At 48.6% G+C, this 23,790-nt stretch carries 26 protein-coding genes and 4 tRNA genes; 14 read left to right on the forward strand and 16 right to left on the reverse strand.

The annotated features are described in order from the left end of the window. Positions 1–4: 4 nt before the first annotated feature. The 3 genes from GRH90_RS25880 to GRH90_RS04095 all read right to left on the reverse strand — a co-directional run bounded on the left by GRH90_RS25880 (position 5) and on the right by GRH90_RS04095 (position 700). Complete coding sequence (locus tag GRH90_RS25880) at positions 5–178, reverse strand: hypothetical protein (RefSeq protein ID WP_178112995.1); 174 nt, start codon at positions 176–178, stop codon at positions 5–7. Positions 179–207: 29 nt separating this feature from the next. Next, positions 208–348 carry a hypothetical protein gene (locus GRH90_RS25885; RefSeq protein WP_178112985.1) on the reverse strand — a complete coding sequence of 47 codons (141 nt, stop codon included), beginning with the start codon at positions 346–348 and terminating at the stop codon, positions 208–210. A 169-nt stretch (positions 349–517) separates the two neighbouring features. Continuing rightward, positions 518–700 carry a GDFGVC terminal motif YodC-like protein gene (locus GRH90_RS04095; RefSeq protein WP_162364612.1) on the reverse strand — a complete coding sequence of 61 codons (183 nt, stop codon included), beginning with the start codon at positions 698–700 and terminating at the stop codon, positions 518–520. Positions 701–1,076: 376 nt separating this feature from the next. Between GRH90_RS04095 and GRH90_RS04100 the strand changes: the two genes are divergently transcribed. Then, positions 1,077–1,529 (forward strand): tail fiber assembly protein, encoded by a 453-nt coding sequence (locus tag GRH90_RS04100; RefSeq protein WP_162364613.1) that lies wholly within the window; start codon positions 1,077–1,079, stop codon positions 1,527–1,529. Positions 1,530–1,610: 81 nt separating this feature from the next. Here the strand turns inward: GRH90_RS04100 and GRH90_RS04105 are convergent, their stop codons facing one another. Next, on the reverse strand, positions 1,611–2,306 hold the full coding sequence (locus tag GRH90_RS04105; protein ID WP_162364614.1) for a phosphohydrolase: 696 nt from the start codon (positions 2,304–2,306) through the stop codon (positions 1,611–1,613). Positions 2,307–2,526: 220 nt separating this feature from the next. Beyond that, the gene (locus GRH90_RS04110) at positions 2,527–3,138 is read right to left on the reverse strand and encodes an alpha/beta hydrolase (protein ID WP_162364615.1); all 612 of its coding nucleotides are present in this window, start codon (positions 3,136–3,138) and stop codon (positions 2,527–2,529) included. Between the two features lie 340 nt (positions 3,139–3,478). Between GRH90_RS04110 and GRH90_RS04115 the strand changes: the two genes are divergently transcribed. Together GRH90_RS04115 and GRH90_RS04120 are read left to right on the forward strand one after the other, a co-directional pair. After that, on the forward strand, positions 3,479–4,633 hold the full coding sequence (locus GRH90_RS04115) for a L,D-transpeptidase family protein (protein WP_162364616.1): 1,155 nt from the start codon (positions 3,479–3,481) through the stop codon (positions 4,631–4,633). A gap of 721 nt (positions 4,634–5,354) precedes the next feature. Continuing rightward, the gene (locus tag GRH90_RS04120; RefSeq protein WP_162364617.1) at positions 5,355–6,098 is read left to right on the forward strand and encodes a carbonic anhydrase; all 744 of its coding nucleotides are present in this window, start codon (positions 5,355–5,357) and stop codon (positions 6,096–6,098) included. A gap of 1,246 nt (positions 6,099–7,344) precedes the next feature. Here the strand turns inward: GRH90_RS04120 and GRH90_RS04125 are convergent. Beyond that, positions 7,345–7,566 carry a YgdI/YgdR family lipoprotein gene (locus tag GRH90_RS04125; protein WP_162364618.1) on the reverse strand — a complete coding sequence of 74 codons (222 nt, stop codon included), beginning with the start codon at positions 7,564–7,566 and terminating at the stop codon, positions 7,345–7,347. A 203-nt stretch (positions 7,567–7,769) separates the two neighbouring features. Here GRH90_RS04125 and GRH90_RS04130 point away from each other — a divergent pair, with 203 nt between their 5' ends. After that, positions 7,770–8,069, forward strand: a complete 300-nt coding sequence (locus GRH90_RS04130) for an I78 family peptidase inhibitor (RefSeq protein ID WP_162364619.1) — start codon at positions 7,770–7,772, stop codon at positions 8,067–8,069. Between the two features lie 176 nt (positions 8,070–8,245). Here GRH90_RS04130 and GRH90_RS04135 read toward each other — a convergent pair whose 3' ends face one another. Beyond that, positions 8,246–9,469 carry a DUF6056 family protein gene (locus tag GRH90_RS04135; protein ID WP_281352703.1) on the reverse strand — a complete coding sequence of 408 codons (1,224 nt, stop codon included), beginning with the start codon at positions 9,467–9,469 and terminating at the stop codon, positions 8,246–8,248. A gap of 696 nt (positions 9,470–10,165) precedes the next feature. On the opposite strand from GRH90_RS04135, the gene GRH90_RS04140 reads away from it, so the two are divergent. The 4 genes from GRH90_RS04140 to GRH90_RS04155 all read left to right on the forward strand — a co-directional run bounded on the left by GRH90_RS04140 (position 10,166) and on the right by GRH90_RS04155 (position 11,864). Beyond that, on the forward strand, positions 10,166–10,444 hold the full coding sequence (locus GRH90_RS04140; RefSeq protein WP_162364621.1) for a type II toxin-antitoxin system RelE/ParE family toxin: 279 nt from the start codon (positions 10,166–10,168) through the stop codon (positions 10,442–10,444). Then, positions 10,444–10,728 (forward strand): HigA family addiction module antitoxin, encoded by a 285-nt coding sequence (locus tag GRH90_RS04145; RefSeq protein WP_162364622.1) that lies wholly within the window; start codon positions 10,444–10,446, stop codon positions 10,726–10,728. The genes GRH90_RS04140 and GRH90_RS04145 overlap by 1 nt, the downstream gene beginning before the upstream one ends. A 529-nt stretch (positions 10,729–11,257) precedes the next feature. Next, complete coding sequence (locus tag GRH90_RS04150; RefSeq protein WP_178112996.1) at positions 11,258–11,461, forward strand: DUF4160 domain-containing protein; 204 nt, start codon at positions 11,258–11,260, stop codon at positions 11,459–11,461. Continuing rightward, positions 11,451–11,864 carry a DUF2442 domain-containing protein gene (locus GRH90_RS04155; protein ID WP_162364624.1) on the forward strand — a complete coding sequence of 138 codons (414 nt, stop codon included), beginning with the start codon at positions 11,451–11,453 and terminating at the stop codon, positions 11,862–11,864. Before GRH90_RS04150 ends, GRH90_RS04155 begins: the two co-directional genes overlap by 11 nt. 225 nt (positions 11,865–12,089) lie before the next feature. Here the strand turns inward: GRH90_RS04155 and GRH90_RS04160 are convergent. From GRH90_RS04160 to uvrY, 6 genes are all read right to left on the reverse strand, one after another. Beyond that, positions 12,090–12,176, reverse strand: a tRNA-Leu gene (locus GRH90_RS04160). A gap of 18 nt (positions 12,177–12,194) precedes the next feature. Then, positions 12,195–12,268 (reverse strand) — tRNA-Cys (locus GRH90_RS04165). A gap of 34 nt (positions 12,269–12,302) precedes the next feature. Continuing rightward, positions 12,303–12,377: transfer RNA gene (locus tag GRH90_RS04170), tRNA-Gly, on the reverse strand. Positions 12,378–12,535: 158 nt separating this feature from the next. After that, positions 12,536–13,084, reverse strand: a complete 549-nt coding sequence (gene pgsA, locus GRH90_RS04175; protein WP_162364625.1) for a CDP-diacylglycerol--glycerol-3-phosphate 3-phosphatidyltransferase — start codon at positions 13,082–13,084, stop codon at positions 12,536–12,538. 58 nt (positions 13,085–13,142) lie between these two features. Further along, on the reverse strand, positions 13,143–14,975 hold the full coding sequence (gene uvrC, locus GRH90_RS04180) for an excinuclease ABC subunit UvrC (RefSeq protein ID WP_162364626.1): 1,833 nt from the start codon (positions 14,973–14,975) through the stop codon (positions 13,143–13,145). After that, the gene (uvrY, locus tag GRH90_RS04185; protein ID WP_162364627.1) at positions 14,968–15,624 is read right to left on the reverse strand and encodes a UvrY/SirA/GacA family response regulator transcription factor; all 657 of its coding nucleotides are present in this window, start codon (positions 15,622–15,624) and stop codon (positions 14,968–14,970) included. Before uvrY ends, uvrC begins: the two co-directional genes overlap by 8 nt. A gap of 654 nt (positions 15,625–16,278) precedes the next feature. Between uvrY and GRH90_RS04190 the strand changes: the two genes are divergently transcribed. Both GRH90_RS04190 and GRH90_RS04195 read left to right on the forward strand, forming a co-directional pair. Beyond that, the gene (locus GRH90_RS04190) at positions 16,279–16,503 is read left to right on the forward strand and encodes a DUF2594 family protein (protein WP_162364628.1); all 225 of its coding nucleotides are present in this window, start codon (positions 16,279–16,281) and stop codon (positions 16,501–16,503) included. Between the two features lie 126 nt (positions 16,504–16,629). Beyond that, on the forward strand, positions 16,630–16,974 hold the full coding sequence (locus GRH90_RS04195) for a GlpM family protein (protein WP_162364629.1): 345 nt from the start codon (positions 16,630–16,632) through the stop codon (positions 16,972–16,974). 343 nt (positions 16,975–17,317) lie between these two features. Here GRH90_RS04195 and GRH90_RS04200 read toward each other — a convergent pair whose 3' ends face one another. Further along, entirely contained in the window at positions 17,318–18,349 is a 1,032-nt protein-coding gene (locus GRH90_RS04200; RefSeq protein ID WP_162364630.1) for a helix-turn-helix domain-containing protein, read from the reverse strand. A gap of 593 nt (positions 18,350–18,942) precedes the next feature. Between GRH90_RS04200 and GRH90_RS04205 the strand changes: the two genes are divergently transcribed. Further along, positions 18,943–19,128: a hypothetical protein gene (locus GRH90_RS04205; RefSeq protein WP_162364631.1), complete on the forward strand. Its 186-nt coding sequence runs from the start codon at positions 18,943–18,945 to the stop codon at positions 19,126–19,128. A 746-nt stretch (positions 19,129–19,874) separates the two neighbouring features. Then, a complete protein-coding gene (locus GRH90_RS04210; protein ID WP_162364632.1) occupies positions 19,875–20,048 on the forward strand; it encodes a con-10 family general stress protein in 174 nt (57 codons plus the stop codon). 459 nt (positions 20,049–20,507) lie between these two features. Here the strand turns inward: GRH90_RS04210 and GRH90_RS04215 are convergent. Beyond that, positions 20,508–20,583 (reverse strand) — tRNA-Lys (locus tag GRH90_RS04215). 140 nt (positions 20,584–20,723) lie between these two features. Then, positions 20,724–21,470 (reverse strand): helix-turn-helix domain-containing protein, encoded by a 747-nt coding sequence (locus GRH90_RS04220; protein WP_162364633.1) that lies wholly within the window; start codon positions 21,468–21,470, stop codon positions 20,724–20,726. 436 nt (positions 21,471–21,906) lie between these two features. On the opposite strand from GRH90_RS04220, the gene rutA reads away from it, so the two are divergent. Together rutA and rutB are read left to right on the forward strand one after the other, a co-directional pair. After that, positions 21,907–23,010, forward strand: coding sequence for a pyrimidine utilization protein A (gene rutA / locus GRH90_RS04225; protein ID WP_162364634.1), 1,104 nt, complete (start codon positions 21,907–21,909; stop codon positions 23,008–23,010). Positions 23,011–23,063: 53 nt separating this feature from the next. Beyond that, positions 23,064–23,765: a pyrimidine utilization protein B gene (gene rutB / locus GRH90_RS04230; RefSeq protein ID WP_162364695.1), complete on the forward strand. Its 702-nt coding sequence runs from the start codon at positions 23,064–23,066 to the stop codon at positions 23,763–23,765. Positions 23,766–23,790 lie beyond the last annotated feature (25 nt).

Here is a 23,790-nt window from a genome sequence, read left to right on the forward strand (position 1 = left end):
TGGCTCAAAGGGAGGACTCGGCCTGCTGTTTATAACAAGAGCCGACATCCACCTCTGGATTATGTTTTATGTCATAAAAATAAGCGATGCCGAACAGTACTGACACAACGATTAAGACAGATATTAATAAACCGATTATGGCGATTAGTTTGGTATCATCCAGTCTGCTGTTTTCCATGTCTACTCCTTCCTTTCGCCCATCTGAAGTCAGATAATCCAGAGCGTCACCAAAATGATAAAGCTAATAAGCGTGCCCGATGCTATGGCAAGCACCGCAATCGCAAACTGAGCGTCGTTGATCGTTTCCCGATACGCTTTTTCGCGATGCGCATGACGACTTTTTTTCACAAAGATACTTTTCAACAGAAAATAAACGGGAAGACTCGCCAGCGTTATCAAGCGCTGAAACGCTTATAAAATAGGCGAATCAATGAAGCGATGCAAGCGACAAAATCCGGACAGCCAATACTGTTTCCAGCAGGGCCATGGCGGGGCATAGCCCTGCAACAAGGCGGCGTCAGCAGACGCCGAAGTCGCCGTCCTCTTTATACAACGAAAGTTCCTCGGGTTTAAACTGTTTCGCGTTTTCCTCGCCGGAATCCATCATGCCGCAAAACACGATGCCGTTTTCAACTTTTACCACGCTCATTGCCGGTCCGCCTTTAATCGGCTGGACGATGTCGCCGGTTTCGAAAGCCATAGTACTCTCCTTGCCCGCAGGCGGTGAGCGGCCACGCCCGGATTGGCCTGGCCGGTGCCATTACTGTCAGCCTAGAAGGCCGCGGCTCCCGCGTCAAAGGCTTAAAGAGTAAATGAAACTGAACACACGCCGCCCCGCCGCCCACTGTCGCCGCCGTCCAGCAGCGGCGGCGTAAAAGCGCTGTTGCCCTTCTCAGGCGCCTCGTTTCCCGATTAGCGCATTATTCTTGTTTCTAATAAGAATGTATTTGTTATAAATTTTTTGATGACAGGATGATTAATTAGCCTGATACTTAACGTCTGTTTGCTATTATCCGGTGATGCAGCGGGCCAGTAGCCTACCGCATAACGCAGCGGTAACTGACACTGGCGGTACCATGATCAAAAATAAGTACTCAACCGATTTTGCCAATGCGGCTCTTGATGAACAGGGTGTGGCGCAGCACTCCGGTTGGGCAGTGGCTTACTGCAGCCATCCGGTAACGCGCGAATACCTTTGCGCGACCATGGAATTCCTGTGCGCCGGGGTGCGGCTGCCCGCCTTTAGCTATGGCGATAAGCCGGTGTTGCCCGGGAAGAATATGGCGTTGGTAAGATCGCTCGACGGCGCGCACTGGGAAGCGGTGGCCGATTTGCGCGGCCAAACCGCCTATCGTATCAGCGATGGGGTGATGATCCGTATTGATTTCCTGACCGAACTGCCGCCGTCGATGACGCTGCTGGCGCCGTTAAAATCCACCGATTTATGGGACGGCGATCGGTGGATGGACGCCAGTTTAGTCACGCCGCACCTGCCGCTGGCCGCCAACCTGCCGTTGTTGCTGAAATAACCTGTAATCCGTACCCATGTCCGTCGTGGCGGGAACCGCCTCTTATAGCGCGGGCTCCCGACGCGGCTCACCCTGGTGGATTTATGATCGCACGCGAAAGCGTTCCAGGGTTTCATCATCCAACTGGTAATACTCCCCTTTCAGTTCCGCGCAAAGCTTACTCATAAACGTTATCAGGTAATCGATGTTATACGCCGCCATCCGGCGACCCATTTCCGTTTGCATGGTGTCAGCCAGGGTCAGCAGTTTGGTCTGGAAATGATCAAAGGTATAGTTGATATCGTCCAGCGGCCGGTGCAGGGCCAGCGGATCCTCCGCATGAAACAGGCCGCGTCCCAGCTGTCCCGAGACATGGAATACGCGGGCCAGGCCAATGGCTCCCAGCGATTCAAGCCTGTCGGCGTCCTGGACGATTTTGGCTTCCAGGGTCTCGGGCGTAATGCCCGCGCTGAAACTATGGGCCTCGATGGCATGGGCCACGCCCGGATAGGCGCTGGCGGGAAAGTCCGGGAAGTGTTCGGCCAATATCCGCCGCGTTTCCTGCGCGGCGCGCCTTGAAGCCAAAGAGCGGTCCGGGTGGTTTTTCGGCAAATTGACCACATCATGAAAATAGCAGGCCGTTAAAACGGTTAATTCATCGGCCGCCGACAGATGCATTATTTTCTGGGCGGTATGCCATACACGGCTGAAATGGGCAAGATCGTGCGCTTTATCATCTTGTGGAAAATACTGTTCCAGATACTCCTTGAACCGGCGTTCCCATTCGTGCAGTTCCATATGTACCTCCTGCCAGCTAGTAGACGCTTATTTTATCCCTTGCGTTAACCTCTCCCGAGGGTATCCCGGTCCGGCCCCGCGCGATGCCGGGATGTCCTCTAATGTCGGCCAACGTCCCTATTTAATCGGGGGAGTCAGTGTAATAAGCCACATCCGGCGCTGCGCGGCAAGCATAATGCGGGATCTGCGCCGCCGGATGCTACCGGCGGCAGCCCTGGACTCATTGCCCTGGCCGCAGCGCCCCGACGATAAAACGTCCCGCCGTCGCCACGCCTTCCGCATTAAGACTATGCCCCAGCCCGGGCAGGATAAACGAGGTCACTGCCACGCCAAGCCCTTCCAACGTAAGCGCGGCACGCTCGGTTTCCTGGGGACTGATGACCGGATCCTGCGCGCCGTGAATCAGCAGCACCGGCAGATGCGCCGGCGGCGTCAGGGGCGCAGGCGAGGATAAACGCCCTGAAAACGCCACGACGCCGGCCAGTTGCCACCGCCCCGAAACCACGGCATCCAGCGCCATGATGGAACCTTGGGAAAACCCCAGCAGCACCACCCGCTCCGGCTGCCCGGCCAGCCCGTTTTCCGCCATCAGCCCGGTAAGCGTGGCATCAAAGGCGGCCCTGGCCGCGGCTACCCGTTCCGGCCGGTTATGTTCCGTTACACCGGTGATGCTAAACCATTGGCGGCCGGGTCCCTGCTCAAATGGAAAGGGCGCATCCGGGGCGACAAAACCTGTTTCCGGCAGGTTGGGGCGCCAGATATCGCCCAATGGCGCCAGGTCGTTCCCATTGCTGCCCACGCCATGCAACATGATAACCAGGCTTCGGCTCATGGCTGATTTTCCTTATCAAGACCGTTACGCGCCGTCGGTTCTCCGTGGCAGCGCAAGGGGCAAGTTGATATTATGCCGGTGGCGGCAAGGCGCATCGGCCGTGGGCACTGACCCTCCGGCGCTGCTTCAGGGCTTACCCGGGTTCCCACCGGGAAAATCCACCGGCGCGCGCGTTCAGCCGCGGCGTGACGGATCACCCTGATGGCGCGGCGTCGTACCCAAGGTTACACATATTATTTCCCTCTTGGGCCGTTGTGAACATATAATGCCCATCCGGTCATCCTCGACCCGGAATAAACTATCCAATTACTGCCTGCGTGGCGATAACATCTGACTAACTATGAAAATGAATATGCGTGCAATCTATACGGTAATTCTGGCAATGGCTGCCTTCAGTCACTCAGCCTTTGCCGTGGTATACCCTCTCCCGGCCGGTAACAGTCGCCTGGTAGGTGAAAATCTGGAAATAGCCATTCCCCAGGACAGCAAGTTACCGCTGGAGCATTTTGCCGCACAGTTCCAGATGGGCCTGAGCAATATGATCGAGGCCAACCCAGGGGTTGATCCTTTCCTGCCGATGCCCGGCAGCAAGCTTATCATCCCCCACCAATTGATTTTGCCCGATACGCCGCATGAAGGTATTGTGGTAAACAGCGCGGAAATGCGTCTCTATTACTACCCGAAAGGCACTAATACGGTCGTGGTATTGCCCATCGGCATCGGTGAGCTGGGCAAGGACACCCCGGTCAACTGGCTGACCACCGTGCAGCGCAAGAAAAACGGTCCGACCTGGACGCCGACCAAGGCGATGCATGCGGAATATACGGCGCGCGGTGAAACGCTGCCCGAGGTTTTCCCGGCTGGCCCGGATAACCCGATGGGTCTGTATGCGCTGTATGTCGGTCGTCTGTATGCCATCCACGGCACCAATGCCAACTTTGGCATTGGCCTGCGCGTCAGCCACGGCTGCGTGCGTTTGCGCGCGGATGACATCAAATATCTCTTCGATCATGTCCCGGTCGGCACCCGCGTACAGTTTATCGACGAACCGGTTAAAGCCACCACTGAGCCGGACGGCACCCGTTATCTCGAAGTCCACAACCCGCTGTCATCCACCGAAGAGCAATTCAACTCTAACGAACCGGTGCCGATTACCTTACCGGTCGCCGTGAGCAAGGTGCTGGTCGATCCGATCGTCAACCAGGATTTGGTTAACGCCGCCCTGCAGAACCGTGCCGGAATACCGGTGAATGTCTCCGCAGCCGCAGCGACCCCACCGGTGGTGATGCCGGTTGCCGCGCCGGCGGATAATGCCCCCGCTGCCGCGCCGGATTCCGCCCAGGGAGCAGGCTCTAACGCCCCTGCCGCCGTAGCCCCGGTTCCGGTTGCCGAGCCTATTTCCGCGCCTGACAGCAATAACCAGGCCGTGGCGCCCGATTCAGCCTCCACGGCCGCGCCGGTCGAACAAACCCAGCAGACCGGCGCCACCAACTAAACCGATACCGCAGCCCAGGAAACCCATGGCATGGATGCCGGTTTCCACTCTCATTCCCCCGCGGTAATCCGCCTGCTGACGGTTCAAATTGATTTAACCACGCCCCTATCAGGCATCTCATTATCGCCCGCGCGCCGCTGCGGCAGGCAGAATATTTCACAATCCTGATGACATTACGGCAGGCAAAAGGCTTGGACATCAATATCAGTAAAGGATGCATATAAATTTATTTTATGGGCAAGCTCCTGCTTTGCCTCGCGGTGGGCCACTAGGATGCCCCACGCTATCCGGATCTGACGCCGCCAGCGCCATGTAAGCGATTAATAAATGATGCCAGGGCGAGATTTCCCCCCACCACCACGACAACAGCGGCCCTCATCAGACATGGGTATAAATATATTAATATGACTTGATATATTTAATTCAGTCAAGCTACAAAGCGTTAAAAAAATGGAATAAACATTTACATAAGCGCGCTATTTAAATTAAAATGCTTACCAGAAGAAATATTCGTGACGGTGATTCCAAATAAAATAAAAATAACCCATCCTGCTGTTAAATAAACCTCTCCATTTTGAAATAACAACTTTTATCACGTTATAATAATAACTTATTCGGTAAAGTTCCCTTGCGTCAAAACAGTAAGCGCATTGTAACAATTCCCGTGTAAAGTCACTTTTTTATCACCCAGCCGTTGGGATTATCCTGGCTACAGGAGTTAATGATGCAAACCGATATGCTGCAATCAGCAGAACCAGTACGGCGTACGCTAATAAAACGCGCCGCAGGTCTTTCCGTATTAGGGATCGCCGGTGTTATAGGCATAGGCACGCCCTCACTGTCTTATGCGGCGGCATTGAGTAAAGAAGAACGGGATAAGATGACCCCGGATCAAATAATCGAGGGATTGAAGCAAGGTAATATCCGTTTCCATACCGGGAAACCACACCGGCATGATTACCTGGCGCAAAAACGCGCCAGCGCGGCGGGACAATATCCGTCAGCGGTGATATTAAGCTGCATCGATTCACGCGCGCCGGCGGAGATAGTTCTTGATACCGGTATCGGAGAAGCCTTCAATAGCAGGATCGCAGGCAATATCTCCAACGCTGATATTCTTGGCAGCCTGGAATTTGCCTGTGCCGCCGCCGGCGCCAAAGTGGTGTTGGTCATGGGCCATACCGCCTGCGGCGCGGTCAAGGGAGCCATTGATAACGTAGAACTGGGTAACCTGACGGGGTTATTGGAAAAGATAAAACCGGCCATTGATAAAACGGAATATACCAAGGAGAGGGTAAGCAGTAACGATGAATTTGTCGATGCGGTAGCCGCGACCAACGTTAAACTTACCCTTGAAGAATTAAGGAAAAGCGATATCCTTCATAAACTTGAATCCGAGGGTAAGATAAAAATCATTGGTTCCATGTACCATCTTGTCGGTGGGAAAGTAGACTTCTTCTCTTAGCCTGATGCGCTAACAGCCCGGCCGGGCTGTTAGCGTTTATATATGCCCGCTATAATAATCCCGTTAGTCCACTTACTATTCTGGCAACCCAATGCCTGAAACATCACACTCATTTTATTGCACGATGAATGAAACTTTCATGGCTAATATAATCCTTAACTGCAACGTCATGGGCGCCTTATCAGCCACCGCCCACTAATGGTGAATTTTAACATTCAAAAATTGAATAGTGGACGCAAATATTAAAAATACTGTCTATTAAATTCTGTTTAATAATTATTTAATCGTTATGTGCGATTGTCTTACCGCATTCCTTTGTTTTATTTTGGTTTTTTACTGATTCCTTTGGCGTACGGGCATTTATGCCCGTCTTTTTTATTTCCGGTCCAGGAGTGTCACGAGCCCTAAGCGCCCGCTTCCACAAGCTGGTCATAACACCCAATGCCGCTCCCCCCGACGACCGCCGGACTCCCTGGTTAACCATTGCCTCGTCGCCGATGGAAATAATTGTATGATGAATAAAATAATTGTGATACATATCACTATTTATCTACTTTGATCCTCTTAAAATAGTGACAGATATCACTATCAGGCGAAGGAAAGATAATGGACGTTACCCAAAGAAGCGATGAAGTATTACTGAGAATCTGCTGGCTGGTCGTGTTTGCCGGTATCATTTTTGGCGGCATATTGTTTAAAATGTATTGGTGATTTGTTAAGAATAAATTGCTGTATTTTTGCTTATTATGATTTCGCTTACCCAGCCTCTGGTTTTTTGATTGATAAGGATTACTGATTGCTAAAACAACGCCAGGACGAACGGACTGATGAAGCCGTCGGTACTGCGGGTGGCGCCATCCCTGCCTTGACCTTTCCTTAAGCAAATGATTCAACAGGAAAAACGAAAAGAACCTTATCCTGCATATAATGCTATGATTTGATCATTGTACCTTGCCAGGATTTACGATGAAATCGCTCATCCTACCCATCGCATTATGCCTGCTGTTGCTTACGGGCTGTAGCGGAGCCGCCGGTTCCCTATTCAGAATCATTCCAGCGGATAGCGACGTTTGCCCGCACGGCCATAACGTTTTTACCAACCAGTGCAATCCGTAACCTTTGGCGCTTTTTGACCCGCCCGGGCTGTCAAGGGAGCCGGAACTCCGCCGCTGTCTTACCGGCGCCAGCGGGTCATAAAAAACCCCGCCGCAGGTGAGGTCTTAGGATCACGTGCTGGTTGCGAAAATCAATTAACCTTCAGCATTTGCTTGATATCGTTTTTATTGATCAGTTGCTCATTGCCGTTGGCATCGGTGTATCGGATCATGCCGGTTTTATCATCAATTTGTGGTTTGCCATCGGTCACTATCATGCGGCCGTCATTGGTGCTCATGGCGTAGTTGCTTGCACAACCAGCCAGCACAGCCGACAGCAGCGCCGCGGATAAAAAGTATAAAACCTTTTTCATAAACTATCCCATGATTGCTGATAATAGCGCTAGCCGTAGAAAATTGGTCTTGTGATGGTTATCTTAACTTACGCTAATCCTGGTACAGATTAACAAATTATATAACTATAGTGTTAAAATGGTACATTCAAACTGTGCTTATTAATTGAAAATGTGGAACTGTTAATAAAGTACCAACGGTTAACAGGCAATCGGGAGGCAATATGCGCAACACCGTACTTTTGACGTTTATTATCCTGTTCACTCTTGCGGCTTGCCGCAGCGCTGAAAACCATCAATCCACGCATAATGCGGCGCAACCGCTCCCTGTTGACGACACCTGCCTGGCCACCAGCTTCAGGAACCTGATTGGCAAACCTGATAGCGTTCTTGACAGTATGCGCTTCTCGGTGCCGATGCGCTTAATCAGGCCCGGCCAGCCGGTTACGATGGACTTTAACCCGAAAAGAGTGAATTTTATATCGGATGCACAAGGCGTCATTATCAACATTCGTTGCTCTTGATAATCTCTGCCGGCGTGATTTATGCGCCAATGTCCCGTCAGGATTGTTATCATCAACAATCAGGAGGCGCCAGCACTGGGGGCGTGGTGCTCCTTTTGTCCAGGAACAATCACATTGTCTGAACATTGATGGCCCGCTATCTGCATCTGCAAACGCATCTGCAAGGCACAGTATCATCACCGGGTAACTTCTATATGCCTGTTAATCGCTTGTGTGGCAAAGTAGGCCGCGAGCACCGAAACCATCACAGAAGAAACGAAAAATATCCTATCGCTCGATGCATATATCGTGGGCGATAAACCCAGCATTACAGTTCCGGCAAAGGATGATATGTAATAAAAGACAGCAACGTATTTTTCCTTATTATTTCTAAGCGACATAAATAATATAAAAATCGTCAGGGCTGCCATTGCAAGAACAACAACGGCCCTTACTATTGAAATCGCGCCGCTAACACTGTCGGAGTTGAAATGAAGGACTGCCGTATAGTCGTGTGTTAAGTCGCTAAAACGATTTAACGCCATGATCAATAATATTATAGATAACATAATTGCAGATGTGATTTTCGCGAATTTAAGCATCGAGCAGACCATCAATGATGCGTATAGGATCACCCAAGCCAGCGGTTGGATTGAAAATATTTGATCAAACGACATGTTGATACCAAGAATAACTTTATCAAAAATCGTCGTGTTGACAAAGTCAGGATTCCACCGCGGGATTTCCAGAAACAGCCTTGCCTTGTTGCCAGGGCAGGTGATGATATAAACGAATACTAATATTGTTGCGATAAGAGAACAGATAGATATCTTTCGTATATTACCGGTATAAATGAAGGCTAAGGTGGTGAGTAATATCAGGTTAACTGCGACAACCTGTTCGCTAAATGATGACAGGAAAAAAAAGACAAATGCCGCGATATATAAGGGCATGGTATTTTTTACCAAAGGAAGCGCTTTAATTAAGGCAAAACCAAAAAGAGATAGTGCCACGGGCCATAAATAATTAAAAGAACCCGTCATCCATATCACACCGTCTTTTAACACATCCTTTTTCAAAGTAAAAATTAACACTAGCAAAAATACAACGGAAGATATTATCGCCTCCCGGGAAAATCTTGAAGTAATGTATGCGACACAACTTATTGTTATTGCAATAAAAAAAGAATTAAATAAAGACCATGTTATTTTATTATTTATAAGAGTTATCAGAGCGAACTCTATCGCTGTTCTAGAAGACCAACCATGATACCGTATTATTAGCCAGTTAATTACATTTGCATGTTGCGCTTCTTGTGAAAAAATTAAATCATCAGACTTGTGAATAATTCCTTTCATGTTCAAATACAGAACAGCCATTGCAAACGTAAAAAAAAATATTTTCACAACACATCTAGTCATAAGCAGCCTTTCCGCTTCTCTTTTGGTATTTCATTGTCTTATTATAAGGTTAATGCCATTATATCGAGGTTCACTCAAACTATAAACCCCAAAAAGCCAAACCGATGGGATAGCCTTTGGATAGCACAGGAAAAGGTTGATACCTCACAGCTACACCGGCTGGCTACAGCCTGGCAACTGCTGCACAACCATAGCTTATCCGCACTTATGGCCATGCGGGTAATAACCCAAAAGCAGCCCGGCTATATCACGCTTATCAATCAACTTCACAGCTGTTCTTTTCAGGCGTAGGTCATTGTGTCATAGAGAGTATAATCAGGATCCTATCAGCAATAATATTATTAAAGTGGATTTGCAGGCATAAAAAGCCGCCTATCGGCGGTGTCAACTTGCTCATACTACTCTGTTTTTATTACGAATTCTGGGGTGGTACCCGGGACGGGACTTGAACCCGTACAGCCATAAAGCCGAGGGATTTTAAGAACCCTCAGCATGATATTGAAATCAAAGAGTTACGTAAAATCAGTCGGTTGCAAATCATGATGGCGGGTTGATTTGGGCTGATGCGGATTGTGTGGTCACTATTTGAATGAAGATACTCATTACCCCCTCCGCCAGCATACAATCAAAAAAATGTTGCGTGCTGAGGAACAGTGTTATATTGTTCCTTAGTACGCAACACCCACGAGCCACTTCATGATTAAAAGCTTTAAGCACAAAGGATTGCGCCTGTTTTTCGCGAAAGGGTCAACCGCGGGTATCGACGCGCAGCAGTCCGGTAAACTCCGCCTGCGTCTGGCGGTTGTCGATGCGGCGGAAGATATCAAGGATATCGACCGGCCGGGATATTGCCTTCACGCGCTTACCGGGGACAGGAAAGTCCAATGGTCTATAACCGTCACGGGCAACTGGCGCATTACGTTTGAATTTATGGATGGCAATGCCTATGTCATTAATTATGAGGATTGTCACTAATGACTATGTTTAATCCGCCGCACCCCGGTGAAATTATTGCAGAGACTCTGGACGATCTTAATATCGGCATTCGTGAGCTCTCCCGCGCACTGCATGTCGCCCCTTCCACCGCACAACGGCTGGTCAGCGGTCATTCTGCGGTTTCTCCAGAAATGGCCCTGAAACTTTCAGCGGTACTTGGCAGTTCGGCGAAATTCTGGCTCAATCTCCAAGACAATTACAGCCTTTGGGTAGCCCAGAAAGAAGTTGATACCTCACAGCTACACCGGTTGGTTGCAGCCTGATGACTGCGCTACTCGCCCATAGCTTGGGGTAAAGATGCATGTGAAGCCCGGTTAAACCGCGCTTATTTATCAACTCGACAGCTATTATTGCAGGTCGCATATCATTGGGACAAAGAGAGGAGCTTTAGTATTTTTTTTTGAAATGATATTATGAAAGCTAAACCACAGGCATAAAAAAACCGCCTATCGGCGGTATCAACTTGCTCATACTACTTTGTTTTTATTACGAATTCTGGTGTGGTACCCGGGACGGGACTTGAACCCGTACAGCCATAAAACCGAGGGATTTCAAAAACCTTTTTAACACCTAATAAATCAATGAGTTGAGTAAATTTAGTACCTTATAAACCATCAATATGGGTTTATTTGGGTGATAGCGGCGGCGGTAGTCATTATTCAGCGCTTAACTGCCATCCTCACCAGTGCATCCAGCATATTGCATTCTTACAAAATGCCATCTAAAATAACCCAAACGTTTAGGTTTAGGTTGCCCATGCCAACAATTTTCAGGTTTAAAGGATGGCGGGTGATGATTTACACCATGGATCATTTACCTCCGCATGTACATGTTATAGGAACCAATGGCCAGGTTGTTTTTGTTTTGCTAAAAGACAACATTGAGCTGAGAGAAATGATTGGCGTAAAATCTAAGGAACTCGCGGAGATCGAGAAGGAGCTTCTTAAACAACTGCCACAACTACAGTCAGCATGGGAGCAAATCCATGGCAACTAAAACACAAATCGATGCAGCCGTGCAGCGCGGTCAGGAAACGATGAATAGCCCGTTACGTGCCATTGCGGCCCGCTACGATGCCAAATCGCAACGCGTCATCGTAACGTTGGTATCTGGTATCGAATTGGCCATACCGCCGGCGATTGTTCAGGGATTAAGCACTGCTAGCGCTGCGGAACTGACAGACATAGAGATTACGCCCCTGGGGAACGGGCTTTACTTCCCGGCTATTGACGCCGATGTGTTTATCCCGGCGATAATGGATGGCTATGCAGGAACCAGCAAATGGATGGCGCGCGAACTTGGCCGCAAAGGCGGTTCCGCGACCTCCGAGAAGAAAAGCGCTGCTTCAAAGGCGAATGGCAAGCTTGGCGGTCGGCCTAAAAAAGCAAAGGTGGCCTAATTAACACAACAGCGGGTAATGGTATCACCGCATAGCATGCGCGGCGCTTAACCTTGGCAAAAACTGTGTATTTAAAATCTCAGGCAATATCATCGTCTCAATAAATTAGCATATTCAGTATGTAGTCATTTCCTAATCTTGGCGGCAAATCGCAGGCATAAAAAAACCGCCTATCGGCGGTATCAACTTGCTCATACTACTTTGTTTTTATTACGAAATCTGGTTTGGTACCCGGGACGGGACTTGAACCCGTACAGCCATAAAGCCGAGGGATTTTAAATCCCTTGTGTCTACCGATTCCACCACCCGGGCGTCGGGGAAATAACATATTGGAGGCGCGTCCCGGAGTCGAACCGAGGTGGGCGGATTTGCAATCCGCTGCATGGCCACTCTGCCAACGCGCCCTTTACTGCCTTTGGAAAGGCTTCGTTGTACATCTGGAGCGGGAAACGAGGCTCGAACTCGCGACCCCAACCTTGGCAAGGTTGTGCTCTACCACTGAGCTATTCCCGCATCGATAAAAGCTACTTGTTTTTACTTACTAATTTTTAGTGTTATCGTCTGGCAATCGGTCGTTGCTTTCGATGCGTTGCATTCTACTGACCTGACGTAGCGAGTCAACAGAATTATCGTGCTCAAGCACCTGTTTGTTGATTTTTACGGCGCTTCGATCAGTGTTCGAACAAATCATGGCGGGCGGCGTTCAAATACTGGAACATCGACCAGAACGTCAGCACCGCGGCAACGTACAGCGCGGCGATGCCGATGCCGGTCACTATCTGCTCTGGACGCCAGAGAAGCGCGACCAGCGCCAGCATCTGGGCGGTGGTTTTCACCTTGCCAATCCAGGAAACGGCAACGCTGCTGCGTTTGCCGATCTCCGCCATCCATTCGCGCAGTGCCGAGATAATGATCTCGCGGGCGATCATCGTCGCTGCCGGCAGTGTTATCCACCATGAGTGGAAATGTTCTGCCACCAAAACCAAGGCGATAGCCACCATGACCTTATCTGCGACCGGATCGAGGAACGCGCCAAAACGCGTCGTTTGTTTCCAGCGCCGGGCCAGGAAACCATCAAACCAATCGGTAACCGCCGCGAAGATGAAAATCAACGCGCATGCCAGCGGCGCCCAGTAGAATGGCAGGTAAAAAGCCAGGACGAAAAAGGGTATCATTACGACACGCAACAATGTAAGCCAAGTCGGTATATTCAATTGCATAATGCCACGTTAACTATCTGGCTAAAGTAGAGATAACGAGTATGTTGCTACATCGCCGTTAGTGTTTCAATGCATTAAAAATTTTTTCTGCCAATGCGTTTGAAATACCCGGTACCTGAGCAATTTCCTCAAGACTTGCGTTCCGTAAAGGCTGCAAACCGCCCATGTATTTTAACAGGGTTTGGCGACGTTTAGGGCCCACACCTTCAATTAATTCCAATGCGCTGGTATTTTTAACTTTGGCACGCTTATTACGATGCCCGGTGATGGCATGGCTGTGGGAATCATCGCGGATATGCTGGATGACATGCAGCGCTGGCGAATCAGGCGGCAACGATATGCCTTCGCCATGCGCCTTGAAGAACAGCGTTTCCAGCCCCGCTTTTCGCTCCGTGCCTTTGGCAATACCCAACAGGATAACCCGTGATTTGTCCCAGGGCACATCCAACTGGGCAAAAACATCAATCGCCATCCCCAGTTGCCCCTTGCCGCCATCGATAATAACCACATCGGGAATTTTGCTGTCCTCGAGCGCCTTACCGTAACGGCGGCGCAATACTTGTGTCATGGCCGCGTAATCATCCCCAGGCGTGATGCCCTCTATATTAAAGCGACGATACTCGGCCCGCACCGGTCCGTTGGCGTCAAACACCACGCAGGAGGCGATGGTTTGCTCGCCCATGGTATGGCTGATGTCAAAACACTCCATTCGCCTGATGGACTCCAGTCCCAGCAGTTCAGCCAGTGCCGCAAGTCGCTGGTGGATAGTGGACTGCTGGGATAATTTTGTGATCAATGCCGTCGAGGCATTGGTGCGCGCCAATTTCAGATAACGCGCGCGGTCGCCACGGGGGCGCGATTGAATTTGCACCTTGCGTCCGGCCAGCTCACTTAACGATTCCGATAGCAGATCTTTTTCCGGCAGGGAAAAATCGAGCAGGATTTCCCCGGGCAAGGTGCGCATCTGGCTGCCTTGCAGATAGAATTGGCCGACAAACGTTTGCACCACTTCGGAGAGATCGGTTCCCATCGGCACTTTAGGAAAATAACTGCGGCTGCCCAACACCTTGCCCTGGCGGATAAATAACACATGCACGCATGCCATGCCGGCATCGAATGCGACGCCGATAACATCCAGATCTTCATTATCGCCCGTAACGAACTGTTTTTCGGTAACCCGCCTAACCGCCTGTATCTGGTCGCGGGCGCGGGCGGCCTCTTCAAAATTCAGCCCCCGGCTGGCCAACTCCATTCGTTCAACCAGTTGATTCAGGACCTGCTGATCCTTGCCGGATAAAAAAAGCCGGACATAATCAACCTGATGCTGGTATTCCTCGTCACTCACCAGGCCCTTGACGCATGGCCCCAGACAACGGCCGATCTGATATTGCAGGCACGGACGGGAGCGATTACGGTAGACGCTATCCTCGCACTGACGGATGGGGAAAAGCTTTTGCAGCAACGCCAGAGTTTCACGGACGGCATAACCGTTGGGGAAGGGACCGAAGTATTCACCTTTCGCATGCTTGGCCCCGCGGTGCACGCTTAAGCGCGGATGTGCATCGCCGCTGAGGAATATCAGCGGGTAGGATTTGTCATCCCGGAGCAGGACATTGTAGCGCGGCTGGAACAACTTGATATAGTTGTGCTCCAGCAGAAGCGCCTCAGTCTCGGTATGGGTAATGGTCACGTCGATTTGGGCGATGCTTTTAACCAGGGCCTCCGTTTTACGGCTGGAAACCTGCAGGCGAAAGTAACTCGCCAGACGTTTTTTCAGGTCTTTTGCCTTGCCGACATAAATGACAGTGTCCGCAGCGTCATACATTCTATAGACGCCCGGCTGACTGGTGACGGTTTTAAGGAATTCTTTGGGATTGAAGCTGTCAGTCACTGCTTAATAAACTCTCCGCATTGAACAACCCATGCCGGATGGCCAAATGTGTTAATTCGACATCGCCGCCGATGTTAAGTTTACTAAACATTCTATAACGATAGCTATTTACCGTTTTGGGGCTCAGATTAAGTTGCTCAGAAATCTCATTCACTTTTTGCCCCTTGGTGATCATCAACATAATCTGCAACTCGCGTTGGGACAAACATTCAAACGGCGTCTCCGCCTGGGGCTCAAGCTGGCTCAAGGCCATCTGCTGCGCGATGTCTGAGGCAATGTAGCGCTTACCGGCGTTGACGGAGCGGATGGCACAAATCACTTCCTGTGGCGCCGCCGCTTTGCTCAGATATCCCGCCGCTCCCGCCTGCATTACTTTAGCAGGTAATGGATTCTCAGTGTGAATAGTGAGCATGATAACTTTGATATCAGGAGAGAAACGGATGATTTTACGCGTAGCCTCAAGGCCGCCGATCCCCGGCATGTTCATATCCATCAACACCACGTTGACACAATTGCTACGGCACCATTTTACCGCATCTTCGCCACACTGCGCTTCCCCAACAACTTTAAAACCTTTGATATCATCAAGAATGCGTCGTATCCCTGCACGCACTAATTCGTGGTCATCAACAAGAAAAACGCTTATCAAAGATAAAATCTCCAAAAAAAGGGAGTGATGTAAAGCGAATCAGATATTTATGACTTAATATTACTGCTTTTTAAGTAAATAATGAATATAGATATCCGCTTATACTATAAAAATTCAGCAGTGCTACCTGTTGATACTCATTTTAGACATATAGGTTAAGCTACGGCAAGAGAATTTCACAACAATCGCTTGACTGTTTTACATTCCTTTGATCAAGCTGCCACAACGGTGGGTATTTACCTACTGCCGTGGTTTATATGCTTAAAAGTTGACCTTAGAGAAAAATAGTTAAATGCGATAAAATACAATTAGTTAAGTAAAAATGCAATATTAAGCTACATTGGTATAAATCATTCTTTTTTGAAAGATATTCAATAAAAATATTAATTAGTTATTACTTTCAGACTTACTTTTCAGTTTTCGAAAGCATATTGCCGCCTGGGGGGATGACGCCCCTGCCCACGCAACTTTACGCACGGTGAATTAGGGCCAGACGGGCAGATAAGCCGTTTTCTGCCGCTTCACTTAAGATACTCTGGCGTTTCGTTAAATATCCAAAACAAAACCTGTTATAATTCGCCTTGAGAAGGTGTCGAGAGGGGCCTAACACCGAAGCCCGATCGGCCAAGACCACATTACGCACTAGGAGACCCAATGGGTAAAGTTGAATTTTCCACCGACGATGAGACAGCCGTTTTGGCGCAAGAGCTCAACTGCATGAAGGCCATGGTGACATTGATCCTGAAAGCCATGGGCCAGGCAGATGCAGGAAAAGTCATTATCAAAATGGAAAAATATATCACCGAGCTGGAAGATCCTGCGCAGGCGGATGTTTTCAGCAACACGATCAAACAGATTAAATACGCCTATAAGCAGTGATATTACAGGCACATATCCTGGCTTGTCATATCCAATGAAAGCCAGGGCATGTGCTAAAGGATCGATGAGACTTGCTATCAATCATGTTAGACTCCGGGTCCTGACTTCAAGCCTGTTAGTGATTCTATGAATCTGTTGCTAAAAGCCTTAATGGGTGCCGCGATTGTGCTGTTAATCGGAGTGCTGTCAAAAACACGCAACTATTACCTTGCCGGCCTGCTTCCCCTCTTTCCCACCTTTGCGCTGATTGCGCATTATATTGTGGGCAGCGAGCGCGGCGTCGAGGCGCTGCGCACCACCATCTTGTTCGGCATATGGGCGGTAATACCTTACCTTATATACCTTGTCGCACTTTATTTTCTTATCGGACACTTCCGTTTGTCCCATGCGTTGTCTGGCGCCGTCATTTGCTGGGCCGCGGCGGCCTGGCTTCTGATCCTGGTTTGGCGAGGCTGGCACGGCCAGGGCTGAATCTCGTCATGCCAGCGTGGCAATCAATCGCATTTTCGTATTGTTTTTGCTTCGAAATCCATACTGGATTAATTTGAAAGCACGCTATAATCGAAAAAAATGGCTGGAGTAAAAGTAAAAAATGAAAAGAATACTATTTTTAGCTTTGATTACCATTCTTACTGGATGCGTTGAACCACGTCCCACCTCCGACCCAGTGCCGCAAGGCAGTCCGCAAAATGTCGGGAACTGTACCTGCAGCAGCTTAGTAACCTGTTCCTGTGGCTCGACCGCGAAGCCCTGATAGAGATTGATTATCATGAATGCCAGGGCAAAGCTTATACATTAGGCCCGGACCTGGCATTCATAACGACCTTAGCCATACCACCTGTGATTCGTTCATATTCTCCAGCGCCCATAATTCATGATGCTCTTTTCGGGCCTGGTTAGGCGTGATGCCATAAGCAGAAAAGAACAGACGATTGAACGCGGCCGGTTCAAACTGCCAGTAATAAGCAATTTCGGCCACCTTCCATGGTTGATATTGCGGTTTGAGTAACATCCGGGTTGCGGCAACTATCCTTTTTTTACGGATATGGGCAACAATACCGCCGAATGGCTCAAATAACCGGTAAAGCGAGGAGCGCGACAGACCGAATTTTTGACATATCAGTTCGGCGCCCAGCGCGGGAACCCGCAGATGCTCCTGGATAAAATCACAAATCCGGGTGATGATATGCAGTTTAGTGTCCATCATTATGGGCTGTATCGGCGCATGGGTGGAGCGTATGGCGGATATCACAAAATCGATGATGGGCCTGGCAACCTGATTTACCTCCGCGTGGCTGAAGTTTGCGCTATGGCTCATTAACGCAGTAATATTTGTTGCTATCATCCGGCTAAGAAAATCTTTCTGCGGAATTATTTTACCATGCAGTTGACAGCAATTATCAATATCAGAAAGCAACGCACGGGGAATAGCCACATAGAGGACATCAATATAATTTGAGTTTCTGGATTCCCGCATCTTCATATTAATAGGCTGAAGGACATCAAGTAAAATAATATCCCCAGCAGAAAGCTCAATATTGACGTATCCGGCCTTACCTTCAATCCCCCCTTCCACTACCGACATTAATATGAAATGGTCATTTAAATTATCATATTTATGAGGCAAATTAATTAAACTCTGCCCGGTAGACTTTAGTCGTCCACAAATAAATACATCAAAATGATGCGCTTCAACACTCCAGGTCAAATGTTCAGCCTGCGTGCGTGAAAAGTTAGACTCGAGCAGGGCGGCGTTAACGCCCGACCGCCAGCGGTCGACCTTTGATGTAATGCCTTCCGCAATAAGCGATTTATCAAGAATAATACGACTTTTATGATTAGTCATCTGGATGCTTAATTATCGAGGGAACGAACATGCGCCTGGGAAAAACCAATGACGCAACCATGTTGATAGAGGATATATCAACCGCAGGCATGACATTACGCTAAAGAATTTATATTTAGAATTTTTATAATCATAATCTTTTCGCTTGTATTTTGCAAGATCTATTTTCTTGAACGACAGTCAGTTAGCGCCTGAAAGTGTCATATAACATGTTTACAACAATATCTAACAACAACATGCTAATCAGCAGCCAAACCTGAATTGGACGCGATAAATGGTTTATAATAATAAACCGCTCTTTACTCTCTGGTATTAACCCTTTAGCCACCGCCCGGCCTGTAGTCTATTCAGCATCGCCATTACCGGTGGCCACCCGGATCATACATTTTACAACATAGGCAAACCGATATCGCTAAGCGCCCGCCGGGCCAAGGGGGAAGCGCGTCAAGCAAAAAGATCAGATTGCCCAACGTGTGATTAATCACACTAAAAATTGATCTACATCCGTAATCTGCGAAGTTATAGGGCGCAGTATTCTTAGGGTCACCCGCTACGGAGTGGCAAACTTAGTTATCTATGGTTAAGGAATAGGTATGTCCAAGAAACCTGCTGAAAATTCAAGTAAAAAAAATGTTAACGTTCAATCGGCTGAGTCAAAGAGTGGCAAGAATGAAAACCACCCGGCGGCCAATGAAGGGGGCAATACCCAACCCGCGCCAACCAAGCAGGGCCGTGACAGAGATCAAAATAAAAAGTCACGCGAGAACAAACATAAATAATAAATTGTTTTGTATGTAATTTTGAAAATGTCTCGCCGGATGCCGAAAAGTCCCCATCCGGCCTTATCGTTGAGCAACCCTCGCCTGACCCATCGGATTTATTATCCGTTCACGACCCAGCGGCTGGTTATCTTCATTATAAGCAGACCGACGTTATGACATCGAAGCAAGCCTTTTTATAGAGTGTCCAAGCGCGCATGAATGCAAAAACGGCCTGATTGTTCCCTTGCCGCAATCATGGATTTTCACTGAATAACCGTCTGCCGATGCCCTTAGCAGTAAAAACCCTATAGCCTAAGCGATCATTAACCCATGGGACATATATAATTATTATTGGTGACACTTATCGCAATATAACCCACAACAAAACACCCCTATGAGGGATATATTTTTTAACTACACGCCAATTATCTGATATTCCAGTAAAAAGTTTATTCATTTCATAATTATTTCAAAAAACATATTACAAATGTATATATAAATACAATAAAATTATTTTTGTGACGAAGAATAAAGTAAAGTTATATATATATTTATCAATTAGATACAAAAATAATGAGATTATTCTTAAAGGAGAAGACCTATTTGCGCTTTTACAACATGCCTTCTAATATTAACTTTATTGGTGCGCTAGGTAAAATTTTAGCCCAATAAACGATCTAAAGGTTAACTCAATATTTATTGTCTTAGCCTGAGGATTAAACTTGGTAAATACATAATTTAATTTATCTACATAGGTGAATATTATGGCAGAACATCGTGGTTCCGGTAACTTCGCAGACGATAAACAGAAAGCGTCGGAAGCAGGCAAGAAAGGTGGCCAGAAAAGCGGCAGCGGCAGTTTCAAAAACGATCCTGAAAAAGCGTCCGAAGCCGGCAAAAAAGGCGGCTCCAGCAACCATGGCGGTGGCCGCCATTAACAGGCCGCCTTGGGTTGTTATAGCGTCCTGCACAGGATTGTAATGATCCAGAGTTATTACCGGTTAGAATACTTACCTTACGGATTATATCCGCCTGTAAAGTAGAAAATGGCGATAAACAGTGCCCTTTCAGAGCCTGAAAGGGCATTTAGTTTATCCAGATCCCACCTGTTTCGCTACCTGCCATCATCATAAAAATGCATAATGACTTCCACAGTGGCGCAGGTGATATGAGTGTTTAAACAATTTTTCAACCATTACTCAAGGCAATAGGTCGACATTTCAAATAAAGAGTATTTTTTAATAAATCTTATGTTTAAACAGCTTATGAAGCTTAAACATTTTGCCGCTTTTTATCATGCACAATTTTCATACGCGGACACGTTGTCGCCATCGAGAGTTATTAGGAGTTGCGCTACGGGGAAGAGTAATACGGATCACAGCAAGGAAATGGGTTGTTGGTGGGTCGTGCAGGGTTCGAACCTGCGACCAATTGATTAAGAGTCAACTGCTCTACCAACTGAGCTAACGACCCAACGCCGTGCATTATTCTCTAGTTGGACCCTGCTGTCAAACGCTTCGTGGCCTTTTATAAAAAAAATCAGCGAACGACCACCGGGGACTTAATATTTGGTTGAATTCTAGCCACTCGTAACCGATTGTTAACAAAGATGATTACATATTAGTCAGGTTACTATCATATCCGGAGCAGACTTGTTTTAGCGCGGCACGAAATAGCGAAGGGCAAATCTGGAAGCGACGGCGGAATAAGGAGGTGAAATGCGCGTGGTTGCTGAAACCGCACTCCTTGGCAATATCCGCCACCCGCATGCTGGTAGCAAGCAGCAGTTCTCCACCTTTTTTGAGACGCTTTTCCATCAGCCATTGTTTAACCGGCATGCCGTATTTTTGGTGAAAGATAACGTTTAATTTATGGGTAGTGATGCCCAACTCCTTGGCGTACCTTGAAACCGCCCATTGATTGACATAATTTTCTTCAAAGAAGTCCAGCAACGTATTGTGCAAATTGAAGCCTATGAATTGATAAAGCAGGCTGGAAAAAAAAATTTTATCGATGCCCAGGCAATAGAGGTATAAAAAACAGGCGGGGAAGTTTTTTTCCATAGCCATTAGTTTTTCGGTACTTTCAATAATCGAATCACCAATCGGAAATGTTTTATATATACCCCGCATAAAGGGCTTAAAAGGCAATGCCTCTGCTGCTTGCGATATAAGATCCTGATATAATGGTAATAGGTTTATCGGATAACAGGTTACAAAGACGAAGTCGTCGCTGTTCTTTTCTATGGAGAAAACACTTTCATCAGCCACAACAATATGATTTTTAGGAATAACATGCATTTCTCCCTCATGATTTAGCGCCCCACAATTTTTAAAAAGAATAAATTGTAATACATTCATTAAGATTCTCGAGATTTTCTATTTCAGCGGAATGATATTTTGACCCTCTATATTTACATGACGACAGTTCAACCGCAGCATAATCAAATTACCATTAATGCGGGTCCTTCCGGATGAATTTTTGTAGTGCTTTTCCCCCCTGGGGAGGGATGGTTTGGGCAGCCAACCCTATTATTTGTGCCGACGCACTGATTTAGATCATCTTGCCTGCTTTTTGTGCATTTTTTATTTATCAAAGCATCTTTTTTTGACCATTCAATCAACTTTGTTGATACAGAAGCTAATAACAGCATGATTTATATATAGTTAAATATGTTGGCACTGCCTTTGCACCGCTCTCCTCGCAATAAGTCTCATAAGCGCTGGTAACGTTGACGAAACCGAATGCGCTAGCATCCCGGCGTGATATTCCAGCCTGATAATACTGAGGTGCGATATGAAGATAGGCGTATTTATTCCCATCGGTAACAATGGTTGGCTGATATCCAGCCACGCCCCCCAGTACATGCCCAGTTTTGAGCTGAACAAAGCCATCGTGCTGAAGGCCGAGCATTATGGATTCGATTTTGCGCTGTCAATGATTAAGTTGCGCGGCTTTGGCGGCAAGACTGAATTCTGGGATCATAACCTGGAATCCTTCACGCTGATGGCCGGGCTTGCGGCGGTAACCTCAAAAATTAATATTTACGCCACCGCGGCCACGCTTACCCTTCCCCCCGCCATCGTGGCGCGAATGGCGGTCACTATCGACTCCATTTCCCAAGGCCGTTTCGGCATCAATTTGGTCACCGGCTGGCAAAAACCTGAGTACGAACAGATGGGATTATGGCCCGGCGATGATTATTTCGGCCGGAGGTACGACTATCTGGCCGAATATGTACAGGTGCTGCGCGATTTGTGGGGCAATGGAAGATCCGATTTCAAAGGCGATTATTTTCAGATGAATGACTGTCGCCTAAGCCCCCTTCCCCAAGCGTCAATTAAGGTGATATGTGCCGGACAAAGCGATGCGGGCATGGCTTTTTCGGCCAGATACGCCGACTACAATTTTTGTTTCGGTAAGGGCGTCAATACACCGACCGCCTTTGCCCCGACCGTCGAGCGCATGAAGAAGGCCGCCGATGATACCGGGCGGAATGTATCCTCTTATGTGTTATTCATGATTATCGCCGACGACACCGACGAACTGGCCCGTGCCAAATGGGAACATTATAAAGCGGGCGCCGATCAGGAGGCGTTGGCCTGGCTGACCGAACAAAGCGCCAAGGATACCCGCTCCGGGCCGGACACCAACGTGCGGCAAATGTCTGACCCTACCTCGGCGGTGAATATCAATATGGGCACGCTGGTAGGTTCATACGCTAATGTTGCGCGCATGCTTGATGAAGTGGCCGGGGTCGCCGGCACGGCGGGAGTATTGCTGACGTTTGATGATTTCCTGCCGGGCATAGAGAACTTTGGCCAGTATATCCAGCCGTTAATGTCCTGTCGCACCGCTACCCTGCGCCAATTGAGCCTCGACGCACAGGAGGTCGCATGAGCCAGGTGAATGATTTTTTCTCAGCCCCCCCGGGCGGTCATGGCGGGCGCGATATGCCCCTGACGCTGCAGGCTCGGCCGGAAGCGGTAACATTATCTCCCGCACGCACCGCGCTAATCGTCGTGGATATGCAAAACGCGTATGCCACGGAGGGAGGCTATCTGGATTTAGCGGGTTTTGACGTTTCCGCCACCGCGCCGGTCATCGCCAATATACAACGGGCGCTCCTGGCCGCCCGCGCTGCCGGCATCCAGGTTATCTTTTTCCAGAACGGCTGGGATGTGGAGTATATCGAGGCGGGTGGCCCAGGCTCGCCCAACTGGCATAAATCCAATGCGTTAAAAACCATGCGCGCCCGCCCGGAGCTGATGGGAAAGTTATTATCCAAAGGCGGCTGGGATTACGCGCTGGTGGATGCCCTGCAACCGCAGCCTGGGGATATCGTCCTGCCGAAACCGCGCTACAGCGGCTTTTTCAATACTCCGCTTGATAGCATCCTGCGCTCACGCGGCATCCGGCATTTGGTGTTTACCGGCATTGCCACCAACGTTTGCGTGGAATCAACGCTGCGCGACGGCTTTTTCCTCGAGTATTTCGGCGTAGTGCTTGAAGACGCAACCCATCAGGCGGGTCCGGCATTTGCGCAACAGGCGTCGCTGTACAATATCGAGACATTTTTTGGTTGGGTATCCGATGTCGATAGCTTTTGCCTGGCGGTGGACTTTATCGCTGAACCGGCGGAACGCCGCGCCTGACCCTCTAACTCTGGTAAAAAAGGTC

The organism is Acerihabitans arboris (assembly GCF_010131535.1).
GTDB classification, from domain to species: Bacteria; Pseudomonadota; Gammaproteobacteria; order Enterobacterales; family Enterobacteriaceae; genus Acerihabitans; species Acerihabitans arboris.

Bases quoted from the DNA above. Each gene is read 5' to 3' on its own strand.
- GRH90_RS04110 (WP_162364615.1), bottom strand. From the start codon at position 3,138: ATGAGCCGAAGCCTGGTTATCATGTTGCATGGCGTGGGCAGCAATGGG.
- GRH90_RS04120 (WP_162364617.1), top strand. From the start codon at position 5,355: ATGATGCAAACCGATATGCTGCAATCAGCAGAACCAGTACGGCGTACG.
- GRH90_RS04190 (WP_162364628.1), top strand. From the start codon at position 16,279: ATGGGTAAAGTTGAATTTTCCACCGACGATGAGACAGCCGTTTTGGCG.
- GRH90_RS04130 (WP_162364619.1), top strand. From the start codon at position 7,770: ATGCGCAACACCGTACTTTTGACGTTTATTATCCTGTTCACTCTTGCG.
- GRH90_RS04220 (WP_162364633.1), bottom strand. From the start codon at position 21,470: ATGAATGTATTACAATTTATTCTTTTTAAAAATTGTGGGGCGCTAAAT.
- GRH90_RS25880 (WP_178112995.1), bottom strand. From the start codon at position 178: ATGGAAAACAGCAGACTGGATGATACCAAACTAATCGCCATAATCGGT.
- GRH90_RS04205 (WP_162364631.1), top strand. From the start codon at position 18,943: ATGTCCAAGAAACCTGCTGAAAATTCAAGTAAAAAAAATGTTAACGTT.
- rutB (WP_162364695.1), top strand. From the start codon at position 23,064: ATGCCCCTGACGCTGCAGGCTCGGCCGGAAGCGGTAACATTATCTCCC.
- GRH90_RS04210 (WP_162364632.1), top strand. From the start codon at position 19,875: ATGGCAGAACATCGTGGTTCCGGTAACTTCGCAGACGATAAACAGAAA.
- GRH90_RS04100 (WP_162364613.1), top strand. From the start codon at position 1,077: ATGATCAAAAATAAGTACTCAACCGATTTTGCCAATGCGGCTCTTGAT.
- GRH90_RS04145 (WP_162364622.1), top strand. From the start codon at position 10,444: ATGACTATGTTTAATCCGCCGCACCCCGGTGAAATTATTGCAGAGACT.
- GRH90_RS04125 (WP_162364618.1), bottom strand. From the start codon at position 7,566: ATGAAAAAGGTTTTATACTTTTTATCCGCGGCGCTGCTGTCGGCTGTG.
- GRH90_RS04150 (WP_178112996.1), top strand. From the start codon at position 11,258: ATGATTTACACCATGGATCATTTACCTCCGCATGTACATGTTATAGGA.
- GRH90_RS04195 (WP_162364629.1), top strand. From the start codon at position 16,630: ATGAATCTGTTGCTAAAAGCCTTAATGGGTGCCGCGATTGTGCTGTTA.
- pgsA (WP_162364625.1), bottom strand. From the start codon at position 13,084: ATGCAATTGAATATACCGACTTGGCTTACATTGTTGCGTGTCGTAATG.
- rutA (WP_162364634.1), top strand. From the start codon at position 21,907: ATGAAGATAGGCGTATTTATTCCCATCGGTAACAATGGTTGGCTGATA.
- GRH90_RS04140 (WP_162364621.1), top strand. From the start codon at position 10,166: ATGATTAAAAGCTTTAAGCACAAAGGATTGCGCCTGTTTTTCGCGAAA.
- GRH90_RS04105 (WP_162364614.1), bottom strand. From the start codon at position 2,306: ATGGAACTGCACGAATGGGAACGCCGGTTCAAGGAGTATCTGGAACAG.
- GRH90_RS04135 (WP_281352703.1), bottom strand. From the start codon at position 9,469: ATGACTAGATGTGTTGTGAAAATATTTTTTTTTACGTTTGCAATGGCT.
- GRH90_RS04200 (WP_162364630.1), bottom strand. From the start codon at position 18,349: ATGACTAATCATAAAAGTCGTATTATTCTTGATAAATCGCTTATTGCG.
- GRH90_RS04095 (WP_162364612.1), bottom strand. From the start codon at position 700: ATGGCTTTCGAAACCGGCGACATCGTCCAGCCGATTAAAGGCGGACCG.
- GRH90_RS04155 (WP_162364624.1), top strand. From the start codon at position 11,451: ATGGCAACTAAAACACAAATCGATGCAGCCGTGCAGCGCGGTCAGGAA.
- GRH90_RS04115 (WP_162364616.1), top strand. From the start codon at position 3,479: ATGAAAATGAATATGCGTGCAATCTATACGGTAATTCTGGCAATGGCT.